Annotated in this window: 21 protein-coding genes and 1 pseudogene; 13 read left to right on the top strand and 9 right to left on the bottom strand. The window is 61.1% G+C overall.

What is annotated here, in order from left to right:
* Positions 1-68: 68 nt before the first annotated feature.
* Positions 69-323, bottom strand: coding sequence for a TIGR02647 family protein (locus BLL36_RS13940; protein ID WP_003195403.1), 255 nt, complete (start codon positions 321-323; stop codon positions 69-71).
* A 95-nt stretch (positions 324-418) separates the two neighbouring features.
* Positions 419-703, bottom strand: a complete 285-nt coding sequence (locus BLL36_RS13935) for a hypothetical protein (RefSeq protein ID WP_076952004.1) — start codon at positions 701-703, stop codon at positions 419-421.
* Positions 704-829: 126 nt separating this feature from the next.
* Here BLL36_RS13935 and BLL36_RS13930 point away from each other — a divergent pair, with 126 nt between their 5' ends.
* Positions 830-1,489, top strand: a complete 660-nt coding sequence (locus BLL36_RS13930; protein WP_076952003.1) for a glutathione S-transferase family protein — start codon at positions 830-832, stop codon at positions 1,487-1,489.
* A gap of 110 nt (positions 1,490-1,599) precedes the next feature.
* On the opposite strand, the gene argH is transcribed toward BLL36_RS13930, so the two are convergent.
* A complete protein-coding gene (gene argH, locus BLL36_RS13925; RefSeq protein WP_076952002.1) occupies positions 1,600-2,994 on the bottom strand; it encodes an argininosuccinate lyase in 1,395 nt (464 codons plus the stop codon).
* 371 nt (positions 2,995-3,365) lie between these two features.
* Here argH and BLL36_RS31975 point away from each other — a divergent pair.
* The 8 genes and pseudogenes from BLL36_RS31975 to BLL36_RS13890 form a co-directional block, all read left to right on the top strand.
* Positions 3,366-3,500, top strand: a pseudogene (locus tag BLL36_RS31975) (sensor histidine kinase); the annotation flags it as partial.
* A complete protein-coding gene (locus BLL36_RS13920; RefSeq protein WP_076952001.1) occupies positions 3,497-4,243 on the top strand; it encodes a LytR/AlgR family response regulator transcription factor in 747 nt (248 codons plus the stop codon). The pseudogene BLL36_RS31975 and the gene BLL36_RS13920, both read left to right, overlap by 4 nt.
* A gap of 138 nt (positions 4,244-4,381) precedes the next feature.
* On the top strand, positions 4,382-5,323 hold the full coding sequence (hemC, locus tag BLL36_RS13915; protein WP_076952000.1) for a hydroxymethylbilane synthase: 942 nt from the start codon (positions 4,382-4,384) through the stop codon (positions 5,321-5,323).
* Positions 5,320-6,078, top strand: a complete 759-nt coding sequence (locus BLL36_RS13910; protein WP_076951999.1) for a uroporphyrinogen-III synthase — start codon at positions 5,320-5,322, stop codon at positions 6,076-6,078. The genes hemC and BLL36_RS13910 overlap by 4 nt, the downstream gene beginning before the upstream one ends.
* An 18-nt stretch (positions 6,079-6,096) precedes the next feature.
* A complete protein-coding gene (locus BLL36_RS13905; RefSeq protein ID WP_076951998.1) occupies positions 6,097-7,218 on the top strand; it encodes a uroporphyrinogen-III C-methyltransferase in 1,122 nt (373 codons plus the stop codon).
* A 5-nt stretch (positions 7,219-7,223) separates the two neighbouring features.
* Positions 7,224-8,465, top strand: a complete 1,242-nt coding sequence (locus tag BLL36_RS13900; protein ID WP_076951997.1) for a heme biosynthesis protein HemY — start codon at positions 7,224-7,226, stop codon at positions 8,463-8,465.
* Between the two features lie 237 nt (positions 8,466-8,702).
* Positions 8,703-9,224 carry a disulfide bond formation protein B gene (locus BLL36_RS13895; protein WP_076951996.1) on the top strand — a complete coding sequence of 174 codons (522 nt, stop codon included), beginning with the start codon at positions 8,703-8,705 and terminating at the stop codon, positions 9,222-9,224.
* A gap of 209 nt (positions 9,225-9,433) precedes the next feature.
* Positions 9,434-9,892: an Rsd/AlgQ family anti-sigma factor gene (locus BLL36_RS13890; protein ID WP_076951995.1), complete on the top strand. Its 459-nt coding sequence runs from the start codon at positions 9,434-9,436 to the stop codon at positions 9,890-9,892.
* A gap of 56 nt (positions 9,893-9,948) precedes the next feature.
* Here BLL36_RS13890 and BLL36_RS13885 read toward each other — a convergent pair whose 3' ends face one another.
* Positions 9,949-10,626 (bottom strand): FKBP-type peptidyl-prolyl cis-trans isomerase, encoded by a 678-nt coding sequence (locus BLL36_RS13885; protein ID WP_076951994.1) that lies wholly within the window; start codon positions 10,624-10,626, stop codon positions 9,949-9,951.
* Positions 10,627-10,818: 192 nt separating this feature from the next.
* On the opposite strand from BLL36_RS13885, the gene BLL36_RS13880 reads away from it, so the two are divergent.
* The gene (locus tag BLL36_RS13880) at positions 10,819-11,868 is read left to right on the top strand and encodes an AlgP family protein (RefSeq protein WP_076951993.1); all 1,050 of its coding nucleotides are present in this window, start codon (positions 10,819-10,821) and stop codon (positions 11,866-11,868) included.
* Here the strand turns inward: BLL36_RS13880 and BLL36_RS13875 are convergent.
* The gene (locus BLL36_RS13875; RefSeq protein ID WP_076951992.1) at positions 11,865-12,332 is read right to left on the bottom strand and encodes a TIGR02444 family protein; all 468 of its coding nucleotides are present in this window, start codon (positions 12,330-12,332) and stop codon (positions 11,865-11,867) included. The two genes, BLL36_RS13880 and BLL36_RS13875, sit on opposite strands and share 4 nt — an antisense overlap.
* A gap of 50 nt (positions 12,333-12,382) precedes the next feature.
* Between BLL36_RS13875 and BLL36_RS13870 the strand changes: the two genes are divergently transcribed.
* The 3 genes from BLL36_RS13870 (at position 12,383) to BLL36_RS13860 (ending at position 15,586) form a co-directional block, all read left to right on the top strand.
* A complete protein-coding gene (locus BLL36_RS13870; protein ID WP_076951991.1) occupies positions 12,383-14,293 on the top strand; it encodes an ATP-binding cassette domain-containing protein in 1,911 nt (636 codons plus the stop codon).
* On the top strand, positions 14,293-14,865 hold the full coding sequence (locus BLL36_RS13865) for a mechanosensitive ion channel family protein (RefSeq protein WP_076951990.1): 573 nt from the start codon (positions 14,293-14,295) through the stop codon (positions 14,863-14,865). The genes BLL36_RS13870 and BLL36_RS13865 overlap by 1 nt, the downstream gene beginning before the upstream one ends.
* Before the next feature lie 88 nt (positions 14,866-14,953).
* Positions 14,954-15,586 carry a LysE family transporter gene (locus tag BLL36_RS13860; RefSeq protein ID WP_076951989.1) on the top strand — a complete coding sequence of 211 codons (633 nt, stop codon included), beginning with the start codon at positions 14,954-14,956 and terminating at the stop codon, positions 15,584-15,586.
* Between the two features lie 137 nt (positions 15,587-15,723).
* On the opposite strand, the gene BLL36_RS13855 is transcribed toward BLL36_RS13860, so the two are convergent.
* From BLL36_RS13855 to BLL36_RS13840, 4 genes are read right to left on the bottom strand one after another with little or no spacing between them, the layout of a single operon-like run.
* Positions 15,724-16,464 (bottom strand): penicillin-binding protein activator LpoB, encoded by a 741-nt coding sequence (locus tag BLL36_RS13855; protein ID WP_076951988.1) that lies wholly within the window; start codon positions 16,462-16,464, stop codon positions 15,724-15,726.
* A gap of 3 nt (positions 16,465-16,467) precedes the next feature.
* The gene (lpoB, locus tag BLL36_RS13850; RefSeq protein WP_076951987.1) at positions 16,468-17,055 is read right to left on the bottom strand and encodes a penicillin-binding protein activator LpoB; all 588 of its coding nucleotides are present in this window, start codon (positions 17,053-17,055) and stop codon (positions 16,468-16,470) included.
* A 35-nt stretch (positions 17,056-17,090) separates the two neighbouring features.
* A complete protein-coding gene (locus BLL36_RS13845) occupies positions 17,091-17,462 on the bottom strand; it encodes a YcfL family protein (protein WP_008439304.1) in 372 nt (123 codons plus the stop codon).
* Positions 17,463-17,472: 10 nt separating this feature from the next.
* Positions 17,473-18,867, bottom strand: a complete 1,395-nt coding sequence (locus tag BLL36_RS13840) for a COG3014 family protein (RefSeq protein WP_076952266.1) — start codon at positions 18,865-18,867, stop codon at positions 17,473-17,475.
* Positions 18,868-19,115: the final 248 nt, after the last annotated feature.

Genomic DNA, 19,115 nt, shown 5'->3' with positions numbered 1-19,115 from the left:
AATTTTCGCTGTTGCACGGCAAAGCCCTCGGAGTCCGCACAGGGCGGACCCCATGGGCATATCAGGTGTCAGGCGGCTTCTTTGGTCGAGGCGGTGGTCAAGATAGTCAGCAAGGTTTGGGCTTGCTCTGCGGCGTCCCGGCCAAGGCTGGTCAGGTAGCCTCCGTCCGGCTGGTCGATCAATCCTTTCGCGTGGAGGCGTTTGGCGGCGGCGATAGCAGTGGGGGCGGCGGTCTGGTGGACTTTCAGACCTTCCTTGGTGCTGTCCAAGGGGAAGAGTACAAGGATTTCCAGTTCGGCAACCAACTCAGGGGTATACGACATAAGGACTCCAGACTTTCTAAAATTTATTAGAGGCTAGCAGGCCATAAGGTGAACGCACTTTGCCGAACTGTCCAGCGTGTTGCAGCGCGGCTGGATTATTCCTTTTCGGGCGGCAGCTCCGGCAGTGCTCGCAGCGCGGTTTCATACCATTGGGTATCGAACGCCCGGTCCTCATCCAGCATCGCGTCGATCTCGAAGGCCAGCACGTGGGCCATCAGGTTCAATATCTCTTCGCGCTCGTAGCCCACCAGCGTCAGCTTGTTGAACGTGGCCTTGGCCGCCGGCGGGTTGTCGCTTTCGATCTGGTTCTCGATGGCCTGGACCAGCGTGCTTTCGGTGAATTCTTCTTCGTCGTTGTCGATATCGGTCGGCTCGCTCATGGCAGGCTCCTCAAGGAAAAGGGCATCAGTCTACCGCCATTCAGGCAGGTGATGCTGCTGGTCAGGACGCGTCAGGGCATCTATAACGCTTGCAGCCAACCCCGCACACGGCCTGGAGGCTTTGCGATGCTCAAGCTTTACGGATTTTCGGTCAGTAACTACTACAACATGGTGAAACTGGCCCTCTTGGAGAAAGGACTGCCGTTCGAAGAGGTGCCTTTTTATGCCGGGCAAACGCCCGAAGCGCTGGCCATAAGCCCGCGCGGCAAGGTGCCGGTGCTGGGCGTCGAGCAGGGGTTCATCAACGAAACCAGTGTGATCCTCGAGTATATCGAGCAGACCCAGCAAGGGCCCGCGCTGCTGCCCGCCGAGCCGTTCGAGCGTGCTCAGGTGTTGGCGTTGTGCAGGGAGATCGAGCTGTACATCGAGTTGCCTGCGCGTGCGTGTTTCGCCGAAGCGTTTTTTGGCATGACGGTGCCGGAGGCGATCAAGGAAAAAACCAGGGCGGAGTTACTGCTCGGAATCGGTTCGCTGGCAAGGCACGGCAAGTTCACGCCGTACGTGGCGGGAGACAGCTTCACCCTTGCCGATCTGTATTTCATGTACAGCCTGAACCTGGCCTTGGGGGTGGGCGAGAAGCTGTTTGGGCTGGATCTGTTGGCTGAGTTGCCAAAGGCCAAGGCATTGCTGGGGCGTTTGAATGAGATGCCCAATGCGCAGAAGGTGGAAGCGGACAGGCTGGCGGCGATGCCGGGTTTTATGGCGAAGATTGCCGCTAGAAAGTAGATTTACGGCGCCTGTGAGGGCGCCATCGCGGGCAAGCCCGGCTCCCACAGTTGGCCGAAGTGTCTGGAGATACCCGGTCTCCTGTGGGAGCTGGCTTGCCTGCGATGCTTTTAGCGGCTGGCGAGCAGCGCTTGGCCACGCACAACAGCGGCCTTCACCTGCGCCGGCGCAGTGCCGCCGATGTGATTACGGGCATTCACCGAGCCTTCCAGGGTCAGTACCGCAAACACATCCTGCTCAATCTGGTCGCTGAACCTGCGCAATTCCTCCAGGCTCATCTCCGCCAGGTCCTTGCCGGTGTCCACGCCATACTTCACGGCATGACCGACGATTTCGTGGCAGTCGCGGAATGGCAGGCCACGGCGCACGAGATAGTCCGCCAGGTCCGTCGCGGTGGAGAACCCACGCAGCGCCGCTTCACGCATGATCGCGTGTTTGGGCTTGATCGCCGGGATCATGTCGGCAAACGCACGCAGCGAGTCGCGCAGGGTGTCGGCGGCGTCGAACAGCGGCTCCTTGTCTTCCTGATTGTCCTTGTTGTAGGCCAGCGGTTGGCCTTTCATCAGGGTCAGCAGGCCCATCAGCGCGCCGAACACACGGCCGCTCTTGCCACGTACCAGCTCAGGCACGTCGGGGTTTTTCTTTTGCGGCATGATCGAGCTGCCCGTGCAGAAACGGTCCGGCAAGTCGATGAACTGGAACTGCGCGCTGGTCCACAGCACCAACTCCTCCGAGAAGCGCGACAGGTGCATCATCGCGATACTGGCGGCGGCGCAGAATTCGATGGCGAAGTCACGGTCCGACACACCGTCCAGCGAGTTGCCGCCGACGGCGTCAAAGCCCAGCAGTTGCGCGGTGTATTCGCGGTCGATCGGGTAGGTGGTGCCGGCCAGCGCGGCGCTGCCCAGCGGCATGCGGTTGGCGCGCTTGCGGCAGTCCACCAGGCGCTCGTAGTCGCGGCTGAGCATTTCGAACCAGGCCAGCAAATGGTGGCCGAACGTCACAGGCTGCGCGGTCTGCAGGTGAGTGAAGCCAGGCATGATAGTGTCTGACTCACGCTCTGCCTGTTCCAGCAGGCCTTTTTGCAGGCGGGTGATTTCGGACAGGATCAGGTCGATTTCGTCACGCAGCCACAGGCGGATATCGGTGGCCACCTGGTCGTTACGGCTACGGCCGGTGTGCAGTTTCTTGCCGGTCACACCGATGCGGTCGGTGAGGCGGGCTTCGATGTTCATGTGCACGTCTTCCAGGTCGACGCGCCAGTCGAAGGTGCCGGCTTCGATCTCGCCACGGATAGTGGTCAGGCCGTCGATGATGCTGTCACGCTCGGCGTCGGTCAGCACGCCGACCTTGGCCAGCATCGTCGCGTGGGCGATGGAGCCCATGATGTCGTGGCGGTACAGGCGCTGGTCGAAGGTGACGGAGGCGGTGAAGCGGGCGACGAAGGCGTCGACGGGTTCACTGAAGCGGCCGCCCCAGGACTGGTTGGTCTTGTCGGTGCTCATGGATTCGCTCGTGATCTGCTTAATAAGAGACAGGAAAGTGTGCCGGCGATAATAACAGGGTTGCCTGTTGAGGCGGTGCTGTGGGTTGTCGGCATTTTATTTGCGCAAAGGATGGCTAAGTGCCTTGCCGCCGACCGCGTCCAGGACGAGACTGGGCGCAGGTGCTTTTGAAACCATATTTATCGATTGAGCAATGTCGTCTCGGTGAGCGTCTACAGTTGGACTGACCGTGCGTGGAATGCACCAAAGTCGGGTGACGCGGTCAGAGCCCAGACTATCCATTAAAGAAGGGGGGATTCGGATTGTGTATCAACAAACCCTACGACGATGCCCGCAGGCACCAGGTCTTGGGCGCTATTGAACAGGTCCGGGTAAATATGGGTGCCACTCCCAGGGCACTTTTTGCCGCTCGCGCTAGTCTTAGCGTGGATCGCTGTGACGCAAGTCACCGCACCTGTCTACGCTATCCTTGTGCGAGACTCACGCAGGAATCCAGCGCTATATGAATGTCCTGATCGTTGATGACGAACCCCAAGCCCGCGAGCGACTGAGTCGTTCAGTCAGTGAAATCGAGGGTTATACCGTACTGGAGCCAAGCGCCACCACGGGCGAAGAGGCGTTGACGTTGATCGACAGCCTCAAGCCGGATGTGGTGTTGCTCGATATCCGTATGCCTGGCCTTGATGGCCTCCAGGTTGCCGCCCGACTGAGCGAGCGAGAGTCGCCTCCGGCCGTGGTGTTTTGTGCCGCGAGCGACGAGTTTCCCGCGCCGACGCTGGAAGCCAGCGGTGTCAGCTTCCTCACCAAGCCGGTGGCCGGTGATGCCTTGCTCAAGGCCTTGAAAAAAGCCGAGCGCCCAACCCGCGTCCAGCTCGCCGCGCTGACCCAGCCCGCGGCTCAAAGTGGCAACGGGCCGCGCAGCCATATCAGCGCGCGCACACGCAAAGGCATTGAGCTGATCCCTCTGGGCGAGGTGGTCTACTTTATCGCTGATCACAAGTATGTGACCCTGCGCCATCAAGGCGGTGAAGTGCTGCTCGATGAGCCGCTCAAGGCGCTTGAGGATGAATTCGGCGATCGCTTTGTGCGTATCCATCGCAATGCGTTGGTAGCCCGCGAGCGAATCGAGCGCCTGCAGCGTACGCCTCTGGGGCACTTTCAGTTGTTTCTGAAAGGCCTTAACGGCGACGCGTTGATCGTCAGCCGGCGGCATGTCGCCGGTGTGCGCAAGATGATGCAGCAGCTTTAGCCCGAGGGCTGTGCAGAGGCCTGCAGTCCTTATCCCGGTGCGACGTGGCCAGGGAGGCCTCGCACTTGCTGATTCAAATCAAAGCGTATTTGCCTGAGCTGTTATTATCTGCCGTATCTATTCAGTACGGATTGTTCCATGTCCTCTCGCGAAATTCGCATCGCCACCCGTAAAAGCGCCCTGGCCTTGTGGCAGGCCGAATACGTCAAAGCACGCCTGGAGCTGGCGCATCCAGGCCTCAAGGTGTCCCTGGTACCCATGGTCAGTCGCGGCGACAAGCTGCTCGACTCGCCACTGTCGAAGATCGGCGGCAAGGGTTTGTTCGTCAAGGAACTGGAAACCGCGCTGCTGGAAAACCAAGCCGACATCGCCGTGCATTCGATGAAAGACGTGCCCATGGACTTCCCCGAAGGCCTGGGCCTGTTTTGCATCTGCGAGCGCGAAGACCCGCGTGATGCGTTCGTTTCCAACACGTACGCGTCCCTTGATGAGTTGCCTTTGGGCAGCATTGTCGGCACGTCCAGCCTGCGCCGTCAGGCGCAGTTGCTGACCCGTCGCCCGGACCTGCAGATCCGCTTCCTGCGTGGCAACGTCAACACCCGCCTGGCAAAGCTGGACGCCGGTGAATATGACGCGATCATTCTTGCGGCGGCCGGCCTGATCCGCCTGGGTTTCGAAGACCGTATCACCTCGGCCATCAGCGTCGAGGACAGCCTGCCAGCCGGTGGCCAGGGCGCCGTTGGCATCGAGTGCCGTACCGCCGACAGCGAAATCCATGCCCTGCTCAAACCGCTGGATCACCATGACACCGAAGTGCGCGTCACGGCCGAACGCGCCCTGAACAAGCACCTTAATGGCGGCTGCCAGGTGCCGATCGCCTGCTACGCCGTGCTCGAAGGTGAAAACCTGTGGCTGCGCGGCCTGGTGGGCGACCCCAACGGCGGCACGCTGTTGACCGCCGAGGTGCGTGGCCCGCAGCGTGACGCCACGGCGCTGGGTGTCCAGGTGGCTGAAGCGCTGCTGGAGAAGGGCGCCGGCGCCATTCTGCAAAAAGTCTACGGCGAGGCCGGCCCGCAGTGACCCAATGGCGTGTGCTGCTGACGCGGCCTGCCGAGGAATCGACGGCCCTGGCGGCGTCGTTGTCCGAAGTTGGCATCTTCAGCAGCAGCTTGCCTTTGCTGGATATCGAGCCACTGCCCGTTACCGCTCAACAGCAGGCGGTCTTTCATGACCTGGGTCGCTACTGTGCGGTCATCGTTGTCAGCAAGCCTGCTGCGCGCCTGGCCGTGCAACAGCTGGATCGAGCATGGCCGCAGTTGCGATGGTTCAGCGTCGGCGCCGCCACCGCGCACGTACTGGCCGAGCACGGTCTGGAAGTTAAGCATCCCCCTACTGGCGACGACAGCGAGGCCTTGCTTCAATTGCCTGCACTGCGCGAGGCTATCGCATGCGCCGATCCCCGAGTGCTGATTCTGCGCGGCGAGGGCGGCCGCGAGCTGCTGGCGGAGCGTTTGCGCGAGAGAGGTGCTAGTGTCGACTATCTGGAGCTGTATCGTCGGTTCCTGCCGGCCTACGACGCCGGGGTACTGATGCGACGCATCCAGTTGGAACGCTTGAACGGCCTGGTGGTCAGCAGTGGGCAAGGTTTTTTACACTTGCGAGCCCTGGCCGGAGCCGATTGGCCACAGTTGGCACAGCTGCCGTTGTTCGTGCCGAGCCCGCGAGTCCAAGAGATGGCGCGGGCCGCCGGCGCAGAAAAAGTTGTGGATTGTCGCGGTGCGAGTGCCGCGGCTTTGTTAGTGGCGATACGGAGCTATACCGTTCCCACTCTCTGATACGCAAAGGACGGATACGTGAGCGAAACAGCCTTGCCTAAAGATGAAGCTCAACCCGCACTTGATGCGCAGGTTGCACCGGCCCCCGCGCCGCGCCGTGGCAATGGCCTGGCAATCGTCGCCCTGCTGCTGGGCGCTGCCGGCGTTGCCGCCGGCGGTTGGGGGATCTGGCAGGTCCGCGCCCTGCAAGCCAGCAGCCAGCAGCAGTTGGGTCAGGTGCAGACCCTCGATGAGCAATCCCAGTCCCTCAAGCAAAGCCAGCAACAATTGGCTGCACGGCTGGCGCAGTTGCCCGCCGCGGATGAGCTGGAGGAGCGTCGTCGCCTGGTGGCCCAGTTGCAGGGTGATCAGCAGCGCCTGAGCCAGCGCCTGGAAACCGTGCTGGGTTCCAGCCGCAAGGACTGGCGCTTGGCCGAGGCCGAACACCTGATTCGCCTGGCAAGCCTGCGCCTGTCGGCCTTGCAAGATATCAACAGCGCCCAGGCGCTGGTCCAGGGCGCCGACGAGATTCTTCGCGAACAGAGCGATCCGGGCGCCTACGCTGCCCGCGAGCAATTGGCCAAGAGCCTCGTCGCGCTGCGCAGTACCGAGCAGCCTGACCGCACCGGGCTGTACCTGCAATTGGCGGCCTTGCGCGATCAGGTTGTGCAACTGGCAGCCATTGCCCCGGAGTATCAACTGACCGAGCCCGCTTCCCAAGGGCGTTCGACCACCGACACGGACAGCCGTTGGAGTCAGTGGTGGGAGCAGATTTCCCGGTACTTCCGCATTGACTTCAACCCGGACGACAACATTCGCCCTCTGCTGGCCGGCCAGGGCCTGAACCAGGTTCGCCTGGCCTTGAGCCTGGCCCTGGAGCAGGCGCAATGGGCGGCGCTCAACGGCGAGTCGGCGGTGTATAGCCGCTCACTCGGCGAGGCGCGCAGCGTGTTGCAGGACAACTTCAACCAGGACAACCCGCAGAGCAAGGCGATGCTGGCGCGTATTGCCGAGCTTGAGCCCAAGGCGGTGTCGGTGGTGACGCCGGACCTGGCCGCGAGCCTGGCTGCCGTGCAGGCCTACCTTGAGCGTCGTCATCTGTCTGCCGACGAAGCCAAGGCGGCAGCGACGCCGGCGGCCCCGTCGGCGAAGCAGGAGTAGAGCCGATGAAACGTTTCTATGTGATCCTGGTGCTGGCGATTGCCATCGCGCTGGCGCTGGCGGTGGGCATTTCGAAACACACCGGCTACGTGCTGATTACCTACCCTCATGTGCTGCATTACGAGTCGAGCCTGTGGGCGACTTTGGTGGCGGTGGTTGCCATTGGTTTGGCGATCTACCTGCTCCGCGTGCTGTTGAGCCTGGTCACCACCTCCGGTGGCGTGGTCAACCCCTGGTCGCGGCGCAACCGCAGCCGCCGCGTGCAGATCGCCATTGAGCAAGGCCAGATGGACCTCGCCGAGGGCCGCTGGGCCAGCGCTGAACGTCACCTGCACCGCGCCGCCGAAGCCGAGCGCCAGCCTTTGCTGTACTACCTCGGCGCGGCCCGTGCCGCAAATGAACAAGGGCGTTACGAAGAGTCCGACGGTTTGCTGGAGCGCGCGCTTGAGCGTCAGCCTCAGGCCGAGCTCGCGGTTGCCTTGAGCCATGCGCAGTTGCAACTGGACCGTGGCGACACGGACGGTGCGTTGACCACGCTGCAGGCGATGCACGAACGTCATCCCCATAACGCCCAGCTCTTGCGTCAATTGCAGCGCCTGCATCAGCAGCGGGGCGATTGGTCGTCGGTGATCCGCCTGTTGCCCGAACTGCGCAAGGACAAAGTGCTGCCGGCCAGTGAATTGGCCGAGCTCGAGCGCCGCGCCTGGGGTGAGAACCTGAGTCTGGCGGCCCGGCGCGAAGAGGAGGGTGAGGCCGGTTTGCAGTCCCTTGAGCGGGCCTGGCAGCAACTGACTTCCCCCCAGCGCCAGGAGCCGCAACTGGTTCTGGCGTACGCCGAGCAATTGCGCCAACTGGGTGCCGATGCGAAGGCCGAGGAAGCGCTGCGTGGCGCCATCAAGCGCGGCTACGACAGCCACCTGATCCGGCTGTACGGCCTGTTGCGCGGCAGTGACCCGGCCCGGCAATTGAAGTTTGCCGAAGGCTGGCTCAAGGACCATCCAAGTGATGCCAGCCTGCTGCTGACGCTGGGCCGCCTGTGCCTGCAAAACAGCCTGTGGGGCAAGGCGCGCGATTACCTGGAAAGCAGCCTTCAAGTACAACGCAATCCCGAGGCCTGTGCCGAGCTGGCGCGTTTGTTGGCCCAGCTGGGTGACACCGAACGCAGTAACCAGTTGTTCCAGGAAGGCCTGGGATTGTTGGATAACCGACTGCTGGCGTCGCCGTTGCCGGTACCGGCTCGAGCCTGATGTAGGCAAGTTGGCGAGGGTCGGTTCAGATATATCTGGCAGCCGACCCCGCATTAGGCCCTCAAAGCCGGGAGTTGAGCGATTGTAGGCAAAGTCCGACGCTCAGTTTTCCAAGGTCTTCCATCTTCTGGCGGAAAGTCCGTACCTTCTCGCGGAATTGTCTGCTCTGGCACGTATTGAAAGGGGTCAGGCCTTTCCTCTACCGTAGCGACCTATCTTTCGCGATGCGGATAAAGCATGTCTTTGGCCCCTTCACGCTCCTTGTTTTTCCTTGCGTTCCTGGCGGGTGCGCTGACATTGGGCGCGTCCTTTTACCTCGAGTTCGGCGTGTCGTTGCGGCCGTGTTTCCTTTGCCAGATGCAGCGGGGGTTCCTGGCCGCTGTCACCTTGATCAATCTGGTTGCCGCCCTCCATGATCCCAAGCGTGTGGCTCTGCACTTATACAGGCTGGCCAGCATCGGCTTCGCATTGCTCGGCGCCCTGACAGCCGTGCGCCAGGTGCTGCTACAAAATGCCGCGCCGGACCAGGCCGCCGATTGCTGGCCCAGCCTGCATTACATGATTGAAAACTTGTCGTTCTGGCAGGCCCTGCAATTGACCGTCAAAGGCACTGTCGATTGCGTGGAAACCAACTGGACGCTGTTTGACCTGAGCCCTCCCGAGTGGAGCCTGTTGTTCTTCGTCGGGATATTGGTAGTGGGCGTGATGCAGTTTTCACCGCTGTTTCTGCGCCAGCCTTCGCGCCCCGCGAGGCAGTGAACCCCGTGTTCAGTTTGCAGGGCGGGATTAAACACTTGTATGAACTTTGTGTCCTGCGTACCTTGAAGCCATAGGCATGCGGGCATAATCTGGCCCGCATGCGTTATTGAAACCATTTGTCAGATGCGGCCCTGTCCGGCTGCGGCTTTACCTTGAAGTGTTGCGCGGGCACCAGGCGGCAGCGCCCCCTATAGGGAAGAGAGATCATCATGCTGGAAAGTTGTCAGAATGCTCAGGAACGCTGGGGTGGGGTGCACAAGCTGATCGATAGCTGGCTGAAGGCGCGTCACGAACTGGTTCGGGCCTTTGATGCTCTCGGCGCCAAGCCAGAGGCACTGGCTGAGAATCGTGAGTCGTTACAGGATTTCTGCGGCGTATTGGTTGACTACGTGTCCGCCGGTCATTTTGGCGTCTACGAGCAACTGACCAAAGAGGCACAAGCCTTCGACGATCAGCGTGGCTTGGAATTGGCCGAGACGATTTACCCGCGTATCGACGTTATCACCGAGAAGCTGTTGGCGTTCACCGACCTGTGTGATGCCGGGAAATGTGTTGCAGAAAAATTCAAAGAGTTGGGCGCATTGCTGCACGAGCGTTTCGAACTGGAAGACTGCTTGATCGAAGTGCTGCACAACGCTCACAAGGAAGAGTCCGCGACCCAGGCTTGATCCTAGGTAACGTCACAAAAAAACGGTGCGCATGGCGCGCCGTTTTTTATAGATAGTCAGTGGCGGATGCCGAGCAATTCGATCTCAAATACCAACGGTGTGTAGGGCGGGATCAACTCGCCGGCACCGTCGGTGCCATAAGCCTGGGCCGATGGAATCACCAGGCGCCATTTTGCACCGACCGGCATCTGTAGCAGCGCACTGCTCCAACCACTGATCACGCTGTCCAGACGAAACCATTGGGGCTGCGTGCTCTGGTCAAATACCGTCCCATCGGGCAGCCGGCCCACATATTTCACTTGAACCTGGTCGCTGGCCTTCGGTTTTTCACCGGTGCCGGGAGTGAGTTCGGTGAGCAGAATCCCGTCCGCCAGTTCACGTACGCCCTTCGCGGCTTTTTCCTTGCTCAGGAACAGTTCTTCGGCCGCCAGCGCTTTTTCGCTTTGGGGGGCCTGTGTGTCGGCTTCGTTTCGTGCTTCATGCTGGGCAAGAATCTGCTCGATGCGTGCATTGTCCAAGGCCAGCGGTTTGCCCTGATAGGCTTGCTTGAGGCCGTCGATCAAAGCCTGGATCTGCAAGTCGGGCACTTCCTGGCGCAGGCGTTCACCGAGGCTGGCACCCAGGCTGTAGGCGAGGTCGTGCTGGTTCTGATCAACGTTTTTTGCAGGCGATCCATCACTTGCATTGGCTACCGAAATCGCCAAGCCAAGTACAAGAAAAACGTAACGCGACATGGGTTTTCTCCCGCCGAAAGTGGGACGGATTATGCCAGTGTGAAAGGCTAAAAAGTGCCGCGTATTTTCGTTATATCCATAAGAATTTTCGCCGGCTGCAACGCAAGCCAAACGATACTGTCAACATGCCCTAGCGGCGGTAAGAGCAGAGGGCTAGTATGAGCCGCACCCACGTCAGCCAGGAGGTAAACCATGTCGGCCAAACAGAAGCCTGTTAATACCCCGTTGCACTTACTCCAACAACTTTCGGGCAGCCTGCTCGAACATCTGGAAAGCGCTTGTTCCCAAGCCTTGGCCGATGCAGAAAAACTGCTCGCCAAGCTGGAAAAACAACGCGGTAAAGCGCAAGAAAAGCTGCACAAATCCCGCACCAAACTGCAAGACGCCGCCACTGCCGGCAAGGCCAAGGCTCAAGCCAAAGCCAAGGACGCTGTCAAAGAACTCGAGGACCTGCTGGACGCCCTCAAGGATCGCCAGGCTGAAACCCGCACTTACATTTCCCAACTCAAGAAAGATGCCCAGGAAAGCCTGAAATTGGCCCAGGGCATTGGCCGCGTTAAGGAAGCCGTAGCTAAGGCGCTGAGCACTCGTACGCCTGCCAAGGTTGTTGCAGAGAAGGCGCCTGCCAAAGCGGCCGCAAAACCTGTGGCCAAGCCAGTCGCTAAATCCCCTGCCGCGAAACTGGCTGCCAAGCCAGCGGTTAAAACTGCTGCCGCGAAGCCGGCCGCCAAGCCAGTTGCCAAAACCGCTGCTGCGAAACCGGCCGCCAAGCCAGTTGCTAAAACTGCTGCCGCGAAACCAGCCGCCAAGCCAGTTGCTAAAACTGCTGCCGCGAAACCGGCCGCCAAGCCAGTTGTTAAAACTGCTGCCGCGAAACCGGCCGCCAAGCCAGCTGCCAAAACCGCTGCTGCAAAACCGGCCGCCAAGCCAGCTGCCAAAACCGCCGCTGCGAAACCGGCTGCCAAGCCAGCCGCTAAAACTCCTGCCGCGAAACCAGCCGCTAAGCCAGTTGCTAAACCTGCTGCCGCGAAACCAGCCGCCAAGCCAGCTGCCAAACCTGCTGCCGCGAAACCGGCCGCCAAGCCAGCTGCCAAACCTGCTGCTGCGAAGCCAACCGCCAAACCAGCCGCAGCCAAGCCGACGCCTGCTGTCGCTCCGGTAGCGTCCACCGCTCCAACTACACCGGCCAGCAGCACGCCTGCACCGGCAGCGCCAAGCGCCACCCCAACCAGCGCTTCCTAAGCGCTGGTGGCCGCGACGCGCAGCGCTTGCAGCGCGTCGTGGTCAAGGTTGGCGGCATCCTCAGCCGCCAGTCCTTCCAGCCACCGTTGCTGAGCCGTTGCATCACCCGTCGGCCATAAGTGCGCCAGTGCTTCCAGGCGCGTCAGCAGCTGTCGTTCGGCATCCAGCTCCAGGGCCTTGACCCGCTCGCGTAACCCCGCCAGATTTTCATCGTGCTGCGCCGTTTCGCGCCACTGCCTGCGCACCTGTCGTAATGGCTCGATTACCTGCGTTTGCCAAGGTCCGGCGAGCTGTTTCAGCGCCTGTATACGCTCGGCGGTCACGGTAACAGCGCGTTGCTCCAGCCACGCGCCGCAGAGCAACAGGCACACATCCGCACCTTGCGCCTGCAAACGCAGGCACGCCGCTTCGACGCCCGGGTGGGCGTAAGTCGAGAGAGAAAAGCTCCACAGGTCAGCGCACATATTCACACCCAAGCCAGCGGGCAACGAAGCTGGTAGACTCCGCCGCCATTATGATCCGACTTCAAAGCCTAACATTACAGCGTGGCCCGCAACGTCTTCTCGAAGACGCCGAGCTGACCCTGCACGCCGGTCACAAAGCCGGCCTGATCGGTGCCAATGGCGCCGGCAAATCCACGTTGTTCGCCCTGTTGCTCGGTGAGCTGACCCCGGACTCCGGGGACTGCCTGCTGCCGGCCGACTGGCGCATCGCCCATATGCGCCAGGAGATCGACACCTTGGACCGCATTGCGATCGACTACGTGCTCGATGGCGACCTGCGCCTGCGCCAGGTGCAACACGACCTGGCCGAGGCCGAGAAAGCCCAGGACGGCGCCGCACAGGCGCGCCTGCATTCGGAACTCGACAGCGCCGACGGCTACACCGCCGACGCCCGCGCCCGCAAGATGCTGGCCGGCCTTGGCTTTACCAACGAACAGATGGATCGCCCGGTCGCCGACTTCTCCGGTGGCTGGCGCATGCGCCTGAACCTGGCCCAGGCGTTGATGTGCCCGTCGGACCTGCTGCTGCTCGACGAACCGACCAACCACTTGGACCTCGATGCGATCCTGTGGCTGGAGGACTTCCTCAAGAACTACCAGGGTACCTTGCTGCTGATTTCCCACGACCGGGACTTCCTCGACGCCGTGGTCGACAACATCGCCCACGTCGAACAGAAGAAAATCACCCTCTACCGGGGCGGCTACACCGCGTTCGAACGTGCCCGTGCCGAGCGCCTGGCCCAGCAGCAGCAAGCGTTCGAGAAGCAACAGGCGCAGCGTGCGCACATGGAAAGCTACATTGCCCGGTTCAAGGCCCAGGCCACCAAGGCCCGTCAGGCCCAGAGCCGAATCAAGGCCCTGGAGCGCATGGAAGAGCTCTCGGCGGCCCACGTCGATTCGCCATTCGACTTTGTGTTCCGCGAATCGGTGAAGATCTCCAGCCCGTTGCTGGATCTTTCTGACGCACGCCTGGGTTATGGCGATAAAACCATCCTCGAAAAAGTGAAGCTGCAGCTCACGCCGGGCGCGCGCATCGGTTTGCTCGGGCCTAACGGCGCGGGCAAATCGACGCTGATCAAAAACCTGTCGGGTGAGCTGCAACCGTTGGCCGGCCGCCTGACGCGCGGCGAGAACCTGGTGGTGGGCTACTTCGCCCAGCATCAGTTGGACTCGCTCGACGCCAAGGCCAGCCCGTTGCTGCACCTGCAGCGCCTGGCACCGACCGAGCGCGAGCAGCCCCTGCGCGACTTTCTTGGAGGTTTCGACTTCCGTGGCGCGCGTATCGATGAGCCGGTGCTGAACTTCTCCGGCGGCGAAAAAGCCCGCCTGGCGTTGGCGTTGATCGCCTGGGACCGCCCGAACCTGCTGCTGCTCGATGAACCGACCAACCACCTGGACCTGGAAATGCGCCTGGCGCTGACCATGGCCCTGCAGGAGTTCAGCGGTGCGGTGCTGGTGGTGTCTCACGATCGTCACTTGCTCAAGAGCACCACCGATAATTTCCTGCTGGTGGCGGACGGCAAAGTCGAAGAGTTCGACGGCGATCTGGACGATTACGCACGCTGGCTGACGGATTACCGCCTACGCAACGCGCCGGCCAGCAACACCCCGGTCAACCCGGACAAAACCGACAAGAAAGCCCAGCGTCAGGCCGCCGCTGCACTGCGTCAGCAGTTGGCGCCGCACAAGCGTGAAGCGGACAAATTGGAAGCCGAGCTGGGCAAGGTGCATGAGCGCCTGGCCAGTATCGAGGCCAGCCTGGGCGACAGCGCCGTCTACGAAGCCGCCCGCAAGGACGAGTTGCGCGACTTGCTGGCTGAGCAAGCCAGGCTCAAGGTACGCGAGGGACAATTGGAGGAAACCTGGATGGAAGCCCTCGAACTGCTCGAATCCTTGCAAGCGGAGCTGGAGGCGCTGTCTTGATGGAAGCGTTGCAGTTGGCGTTACCGGCGCAGTGGGTCGAACCCGTATGGATCGGCGTGCAAATTCTGTTGATCCTGCTGGCCGGTTACCTCGCCCAGCGTTTTGTCGGCAAAGGCCTGACTCGCCTGGGTGAGCGCTATCCGTTCCCTCCGCAGCTGTTGATGCCGCTGCGCGGTGGCTTGCGCTGGTTGATCATGGGCAGTGCGCTGATCTTCGTCTTGGGCCGGCTGGGCGTTTCCGCGACGGTGTTGTGGACGGCATTGTCGGGGTTCGTGGCGGTCGCCGCCGTGGCGTTTTTCGCCATGTGGTCGGTGCTGTCGAACCTGTTGTGCGCCATCCTCATCTTTACGGTCGGGCCGTTTCGCCTCGGTGACATTGTCGAGCTGGTGGATACTGTCGACAAGCCCGGCGTAAAGGGCCGCGTCGTGGCGATCAACCTGCTCTACACCACGCTGGTCGAAGTGGCGGAAGCCGGCACCGACAGTGCGATGGTGCAAGTGCCCAACAGCCTGTTCTTTCAGCGCTCGGTGCGACGTTGGCCCGGCACCCACGTGTTCCCGGGTGACCGCTAGTATTCACATCTTGTAAAAATCTATAGCCAGTCTTTGGTCGGCGGAGTTAGCTTAAGGCACAACAGCAAACTCCCGATTGAGGTGTGTAATGGCACTCGACACGTGGCTGGCCTTTTTCCTGGCCAGTTGGATCATCTCCCTTTCCCCCGGCGCCGGCGCCATCGCCTCGATGTCCAGTGGCCTGCAATACGGTTTCCTGCGCGGTTACTGGAACGCCATTGGCCTGCAGCTGGGCCTGGCAATGCAGATTGCGGTCGTTGCTTTCGGCTTGGGTGCAATCCTGGCGACGTCGTCCACTGCCTTCTATGCGATCAAATGGTTTGGCGTGGCGTACCTGGTTTACCTGGCCATCAAGCAATGGCGCGCCTTGCCCATGGACATGACCGACGACGCTGCCGTGCGCCCGATCGGCAAGCCGATCGCCATGATGTTCCGGGGCTTTTTGGTCAACGCCAGCAACCCCAAGGCGCTGGTGTTCATGCTGGCGGTGTTGCCGCAGTTCGTGAACCCGCAGGCGCCGTTGCTGAGCCAGTACCTGATCATCGGTGCGACGATGATCAGCGTCGATATGGTGGTGATGGCGGGGTATACGGGGCTGGCGTCGAAGGTATTGCGCCTGCTGCGTACGCCTAAACAGCAGAAACGCATGAACCGTACGTTTGCCGGGTTGTTCGTGGGGGCGGCGGGGTTTCTTGCCAGCTTGCATCGTGCAACGGCATAACTGACAAAACCGCATCAAAGTGTGGGAGCTGGCTTGCCTGCGATGCAGGCACCTCGGTGTTTCTGAAACACCGTGGTGTCCGCATCGCAGGCCAGCCAGCTCCCACATTTGTTTTGTGGTGCTTGTGCAATAGCGGTTCAGCGCAGAATTTTCGGCGCTTCATCCCTTGGCAGGTTATTGCGCAACGGCGGCTGGCCCGGGTCTTGATACCCGCCGCCCAACTGCTCCGCCAACTGCCGCGCCACATCCTCACCCAGGGCTTTCGACACCTCCTTCACCACACGCGGCCGGTTCAGGCTCACGCGCACGTCACGGCTGTTCACCAGCTTGGTGTCCTGGCCTTCACCCATGGCGGTAAACGCCGAGGTTATCTCATAGGTGCGCGTATTGATCAGGCTGAAATCCGCCACCAACGTCAGGCCCAGCACCGCCGAGTAGCTGTTGGTGTGGTCCAGGGCGTTGATGTCCTGGGTAAAGTCGATGTCTGACAGCGTGCCGAACAGCACATAGTCCGCCCCCTTGAAGTTGCCGGCCTTGATGCGCTTGATGACGTCGTAGACATCACCTTTGGCATCGGCGGTATAGGGCGTGCCTTGCACCAGCTGGAACTGGCGGGACTTGAGGATCTCGCCCTTGATATCACCGCTGAATTTACGCAGCTCGGTCTGTTCGATGTAGCTGTTACGGCTTTCGTACTCGCTGTAGGTCGACGCGCCGCTGGCGTGGTAGCCGCTTGCCTGGAAGTTATTGCTGGCCGAAACCTGGTGGATGTATTCCTCGACCCGTGCCTCGTAGGCCAGGTCGGTCACCGCGATCTTCGGGGCGGCCGAGGCGCCGAAGGCGCACAGCAGGCCGATCATGCCGATCCATGCACGCATTGTTCAGCGCTCCGTGGTCTTGCGGATTTCTTTTTCGTCCATCCATTCCGCCAGGCCGCTCTCGACGTCGATCAACTGCAGGCTGAATTTGTAGAACACGTCCTTGTAGTCCGAGCTGCGCTTGACGATGGAGCTGATGGAGCCTTCCAGGCGGTACTTGGCGGCGACCATGTTGCCGGTCTTGCTGACAGTGGACTTCTTGTAGAGCCCGCTCTGGTTCTGCAACTTGAGTTGGTCGACCTGGCTCTGCATGTCGGTGTTATCACTGGCGAAGCGTGCGGTACCCGTTTTCATAAGCTGGGTCTTGATCGATGTAGTGATCTCGCGGGTATCGATGTACTCGCTGGTCTTGTTCTTCACGTCATACACCTGCACCACCGGGCGGCCTTGCAGGATGCCGGACTGGGCCAGGGAGCGGGTCATGCTTTCGGCGATCATTTGCAGGTCGGTGGAGCCGAACTCGTTGGTGACCAGTTCCACAGCCTTGGTATCACCGTAGCTGATGTTCTTGCCACCCAGGACCGGGGAGGTATTGGCGCAGCCGCTGGCCAGGACGACCACGGCGGCAAGGATCGTGAAGCGTGCAAACATGGGGAATTCTCTCAGCAGCAATAAGGAGGGACGGTTCAAGGGGTTTTCACTTCAAGACGGAAGTCGGCTGCCTGCGGCAGATTGGCAATCGCCGGCAGGAAGGTCGCCTGGTTGGCGTACAGGTTCAGCACTTTCCAGGTTTCTTCGTCGCCCACCGGAAAGCCGTCGGCACCCAGCCACGCAAAGCGGTAATACATCATCTGGTTGCTGCTGGTGATATTGCTCAACTGCACTTTGGCGGTCAGAAAACCGTTCTCGCGCGCAACGCGGATGGCACCGACGGCGATGCCCTTGAACTTGCCCATCACCACGATTTTGCTCGCGGCGCTGCCGGGCTCCGGCGGCGGCGGGGTGGCGCAGCCGGCGAGCAGGACCAGCGCCAGGGCGCCGAGGATGAAATGACGCATAGCGTGCTCCTTAAGGTTGTTTGAGGGCGATGGCCTGGGTGGTTGTGCTCGGCACCACATGGGCGGCCAGGCCACCGGCGAATACCTGGTTGCCGACCACGCGCAGTGTAATGACCTGGTAGCGCTGGTCCGCCTTGACCGTCACCAGCGTGCCGCCGAAGGCGTTGGGCAGGCTGACCTGATGCTCGCCGTGCTTGAGGCGCAGGCGGGCCACTTGGGTCATGTCCGGCAGGGTGCGCCAGGTGCGGGTGTCGGCGCCTTCGGTGACGGCCGACGCGATACCCAGCACCAGGCCTGCCATGGGGTTGGTCTTGTTCAGGTTGTTCTGCGCCACGCCACGGGTAACCGCACGCACGGTCGTGCGCAGGATGATGCCCGGCATGTCATCGCGCAGGGCGCGGCGGGACATGGCCGTGGTGCTGTTGAGTGCGGTGAGGTTCTGTTGCTGGCCGTCGACACCGATCTGGGCAAAGGTCGCGGTAGAGGTATCGGCCTTGATCACCGGGAACGACAGCGGGGTAATTACCAGGTTGCCGTTGATCGGGATCGGCAGCGGCAGGCGAATCGAGTCGCGGGCTGGAGCCAGGCCGCTCTGCACTACGATCAGCACGTCGGTTTCGTCGGCACCGACCTTGGATTTGTCCAGGTTCAGCAGGGCCTGTTCCAGCAACGGGGTATTGGGGCGCAACTCGGCGGCCTTGCGGTAGCCGGGTGCCGCCAGGTCTTTTTCGCCCAGGGCTTCGTAGACGAAACCGGCGAGGTAATGGCTGAACGCGCTCTGGTAGCTGTTTTTCAGGCCGACCACTTCCGGCGCGTCCAGGGCTTGCACCGGGTAGCCGCGCAGGTCTTTCAGCTGGGTGGTCACGCCTTCGCGCTGGGCTTCATCTTCGCGCTTGAGGTATTCCTTGTCCCGCAGGTCGGCGATCACAGCCTCGCGTTCGTGGGTCTTCTTGATTTCGGTGCGCGCGCCGTCGAAGTCGTTCAGGGCGAGCAGGTTGAGGGCCATCTGCGTGGTCAGCATGACCTTTTCGTAGTCATAACCTTCGTAGCGGCGCACTTTGTCATTGGTCAGGAAGCTGCCGAACTGGGCCAGGTACCTGGCGCTGTCGAACTTGACCGACTCTTCCCACTTGTAGACTTGCAGGTCAGCGCTGCGCCAGGCGGTCTGGCTGCCGGTCAGATCGCCCTTGGCACGCAGCAACTCGCCCTTTTCGAAGAAATAGAGCAGGTCCTTGTCGTCGCCGGTGTTGTTCTTTTCCAGTAGCGTCAGTGCGGCGTCGACATTGCCAGTGGCCAATTGCTGGTTGGTCGCCTGCAGTTCGGTGTCATAACTGCGAAACATCGAACAGCCGGATAACAAGGTAACCGCCACAAGCGCAAGCGAAGGTAGGGCGCGAAATGCCATGCAGATGTCTTCCCTGAAAGTATCAATCATCGGAATTCCTTATAAAAACCAGGAACCAAATTCCCTTTTGCACTAACAGGGCGCGGCATTATAAGCACCATTAATGGCAAAACAGTGGCTTTTTGCAGCGTGAATTGACAAAGATGCCACCATCCCGCTCTTGAAAGTGCCTGCCTCAAATCACTTACGCCTTGAGTCAAACCCCTTAAGGTTTGACAATGTGTTACTTCGTATTTCCATTTGAGATT

The sequence above is a fragment of the Pseudomonas cedrina subsp. cedrina genome (assembly GCF_001983175.1).
Classification (GTDB): Bacteria; Pseudomonadota; Gammaproteobacteria; order Pseudomonadales; family Pseudomonadaceae; genus Aquipseudomonas; species Aquipseudomonas cedrina.
Note: the sequence above shows the minus strand (reverse complement) of the source record. Positions and strands in the feature narration are given on the sequence as shown.

Bases quoted from the DNA above. Each gene is read 5' to 3' on its own strand.
- BLL36_RS13940 (WP_003195403.1), bottom strand. From the start codon at position 323: ATGTCGTATACCCCTGAGTTGGTTGCCGAACTGGAAATCCTTGTACTC.
- BLL36_RS13935 (WP_076952004.1), bottom strand. From the start codon at position 703: ATGAGCGAGCCGACCGATATCGACAACGACGAAGAAGAATTCACCGAA.
- BLL36_RS13930 (WP_076952003.1), top strand. From the start codon at position 830: ATGCTCAAGCTTTACGGATTTTCGGTCAGTAACTACTACAACATGGTG.
- argH (WP_076952002.1), bottom strand. From the start codon at position 2,994: ATGAGCACCGACAAGACCAACCAGTCCTGGGGCGGCCGCTTCAGTGAA.
- BLL36_RS13920 (WP_076952001.1), top strand. From the start codon at position 3,497: ATGAATGTCCTGATCGTTGATGACGAACCCCAAGCCCGCGAGCGACTG.
- hemC (WP_076952000.1), top strand. From the start codon at position 4,382: ATGTCCTCTCGCGAAATTCGCATCGCCACCCGTAAAAGCGCCCTGGCC.
- BLL36_RS13900 (WP_076951997.1), top strand. From the start codon at position 7,224: ATGAAACGTTTCTATGTGATCCTGGTGCTGGCGATTGCCATCGCGCTG.
- BLL36_RS13895 (WP_076951996.1), top strand. From the start codon at position 8,703: ATGTCTTTGGCCCCTTCACGCTCCTTGTTTTTCCTTGCGTTCCTGGCG.
- BLL36_RS13890 (WP_076951995.1), top strand. From the start codon at position 9,434: ATGCTGGAAAGTTGTCAGAATGCTCAGGAACGCTGGGGTGGGGTGCAC.
- BLL36_RS13885 (WP_076951994.1), bottom strand. From the start codon at position 10,626: ATGTCGCGTTACGTTTTTCTTGTACTTGGCTTGGCGATTTCGGTAGCC.
- BLL36_RS13880 (WP_076951993.1), top strand. From the start codon at position 10,819: ATGTCGGCCAAACAGAAGCCTGTTAATACCCCGTTGCACTTACTCCAA.
- BLL36_RS13875 (WP_076951992.1), bottom strand. From the start codon at position 12,332: ATGTGCGCTGACCTGTGGAGCTTTTCTCTCTCGACTTACGCCCACCCG.
- BLL36_RS13870 (WP_076951991.1), top strand. From the start codon at position 12,383: ATGATCCGACTTCAAAGCCTAACATTACAGCGTGGCCCGCAACGTCTT.
- BLL36_RS13865 (WP_076951990.1), top strand. From the start codon at position 14,293: ATGGAAGCGTTGCAGTTGGCGTTACCGGCGCAGTGGGTCGAACCCGTA.
- BLL36_RS13860 (WP_076951989.1), top strand. From the start codon at position 14,954: ATGGCACTCGACACGTGGCTGGCCTTTTTCCTGGCCAGTTGGATCATC.
- BLL36_RS13855 (WP_076951988.1), bottom strand. From the start codon at position 16,464: ATGCGTGCATGGATCGGCATGATCGGCCTGCTGTGCGCCTTCGGCGCC.
- lpoB (WP_076951987.1), bottom strand. From the start codon at position 17,055: ATGTTTGCACGCTTCACGATCCTTGCCGCCGTGGTCGTCCTGGCCAGC.
- BLL36_RS13845 (WP_008439304.1), bottom strand. From the start codon at position 17,462: ATGCGTCATTTCATCCTCGGCGCCCTGGCGCTGGTCCTGCTCGCCGGC.
- BLL36_RS13840 (WP_076952266.1), bottom strand. From the start codon at position 18,867: ATGGCATTTCGCGCCCTACCTTCGCTTGCGCTTGTGGCGGTTACCTTG.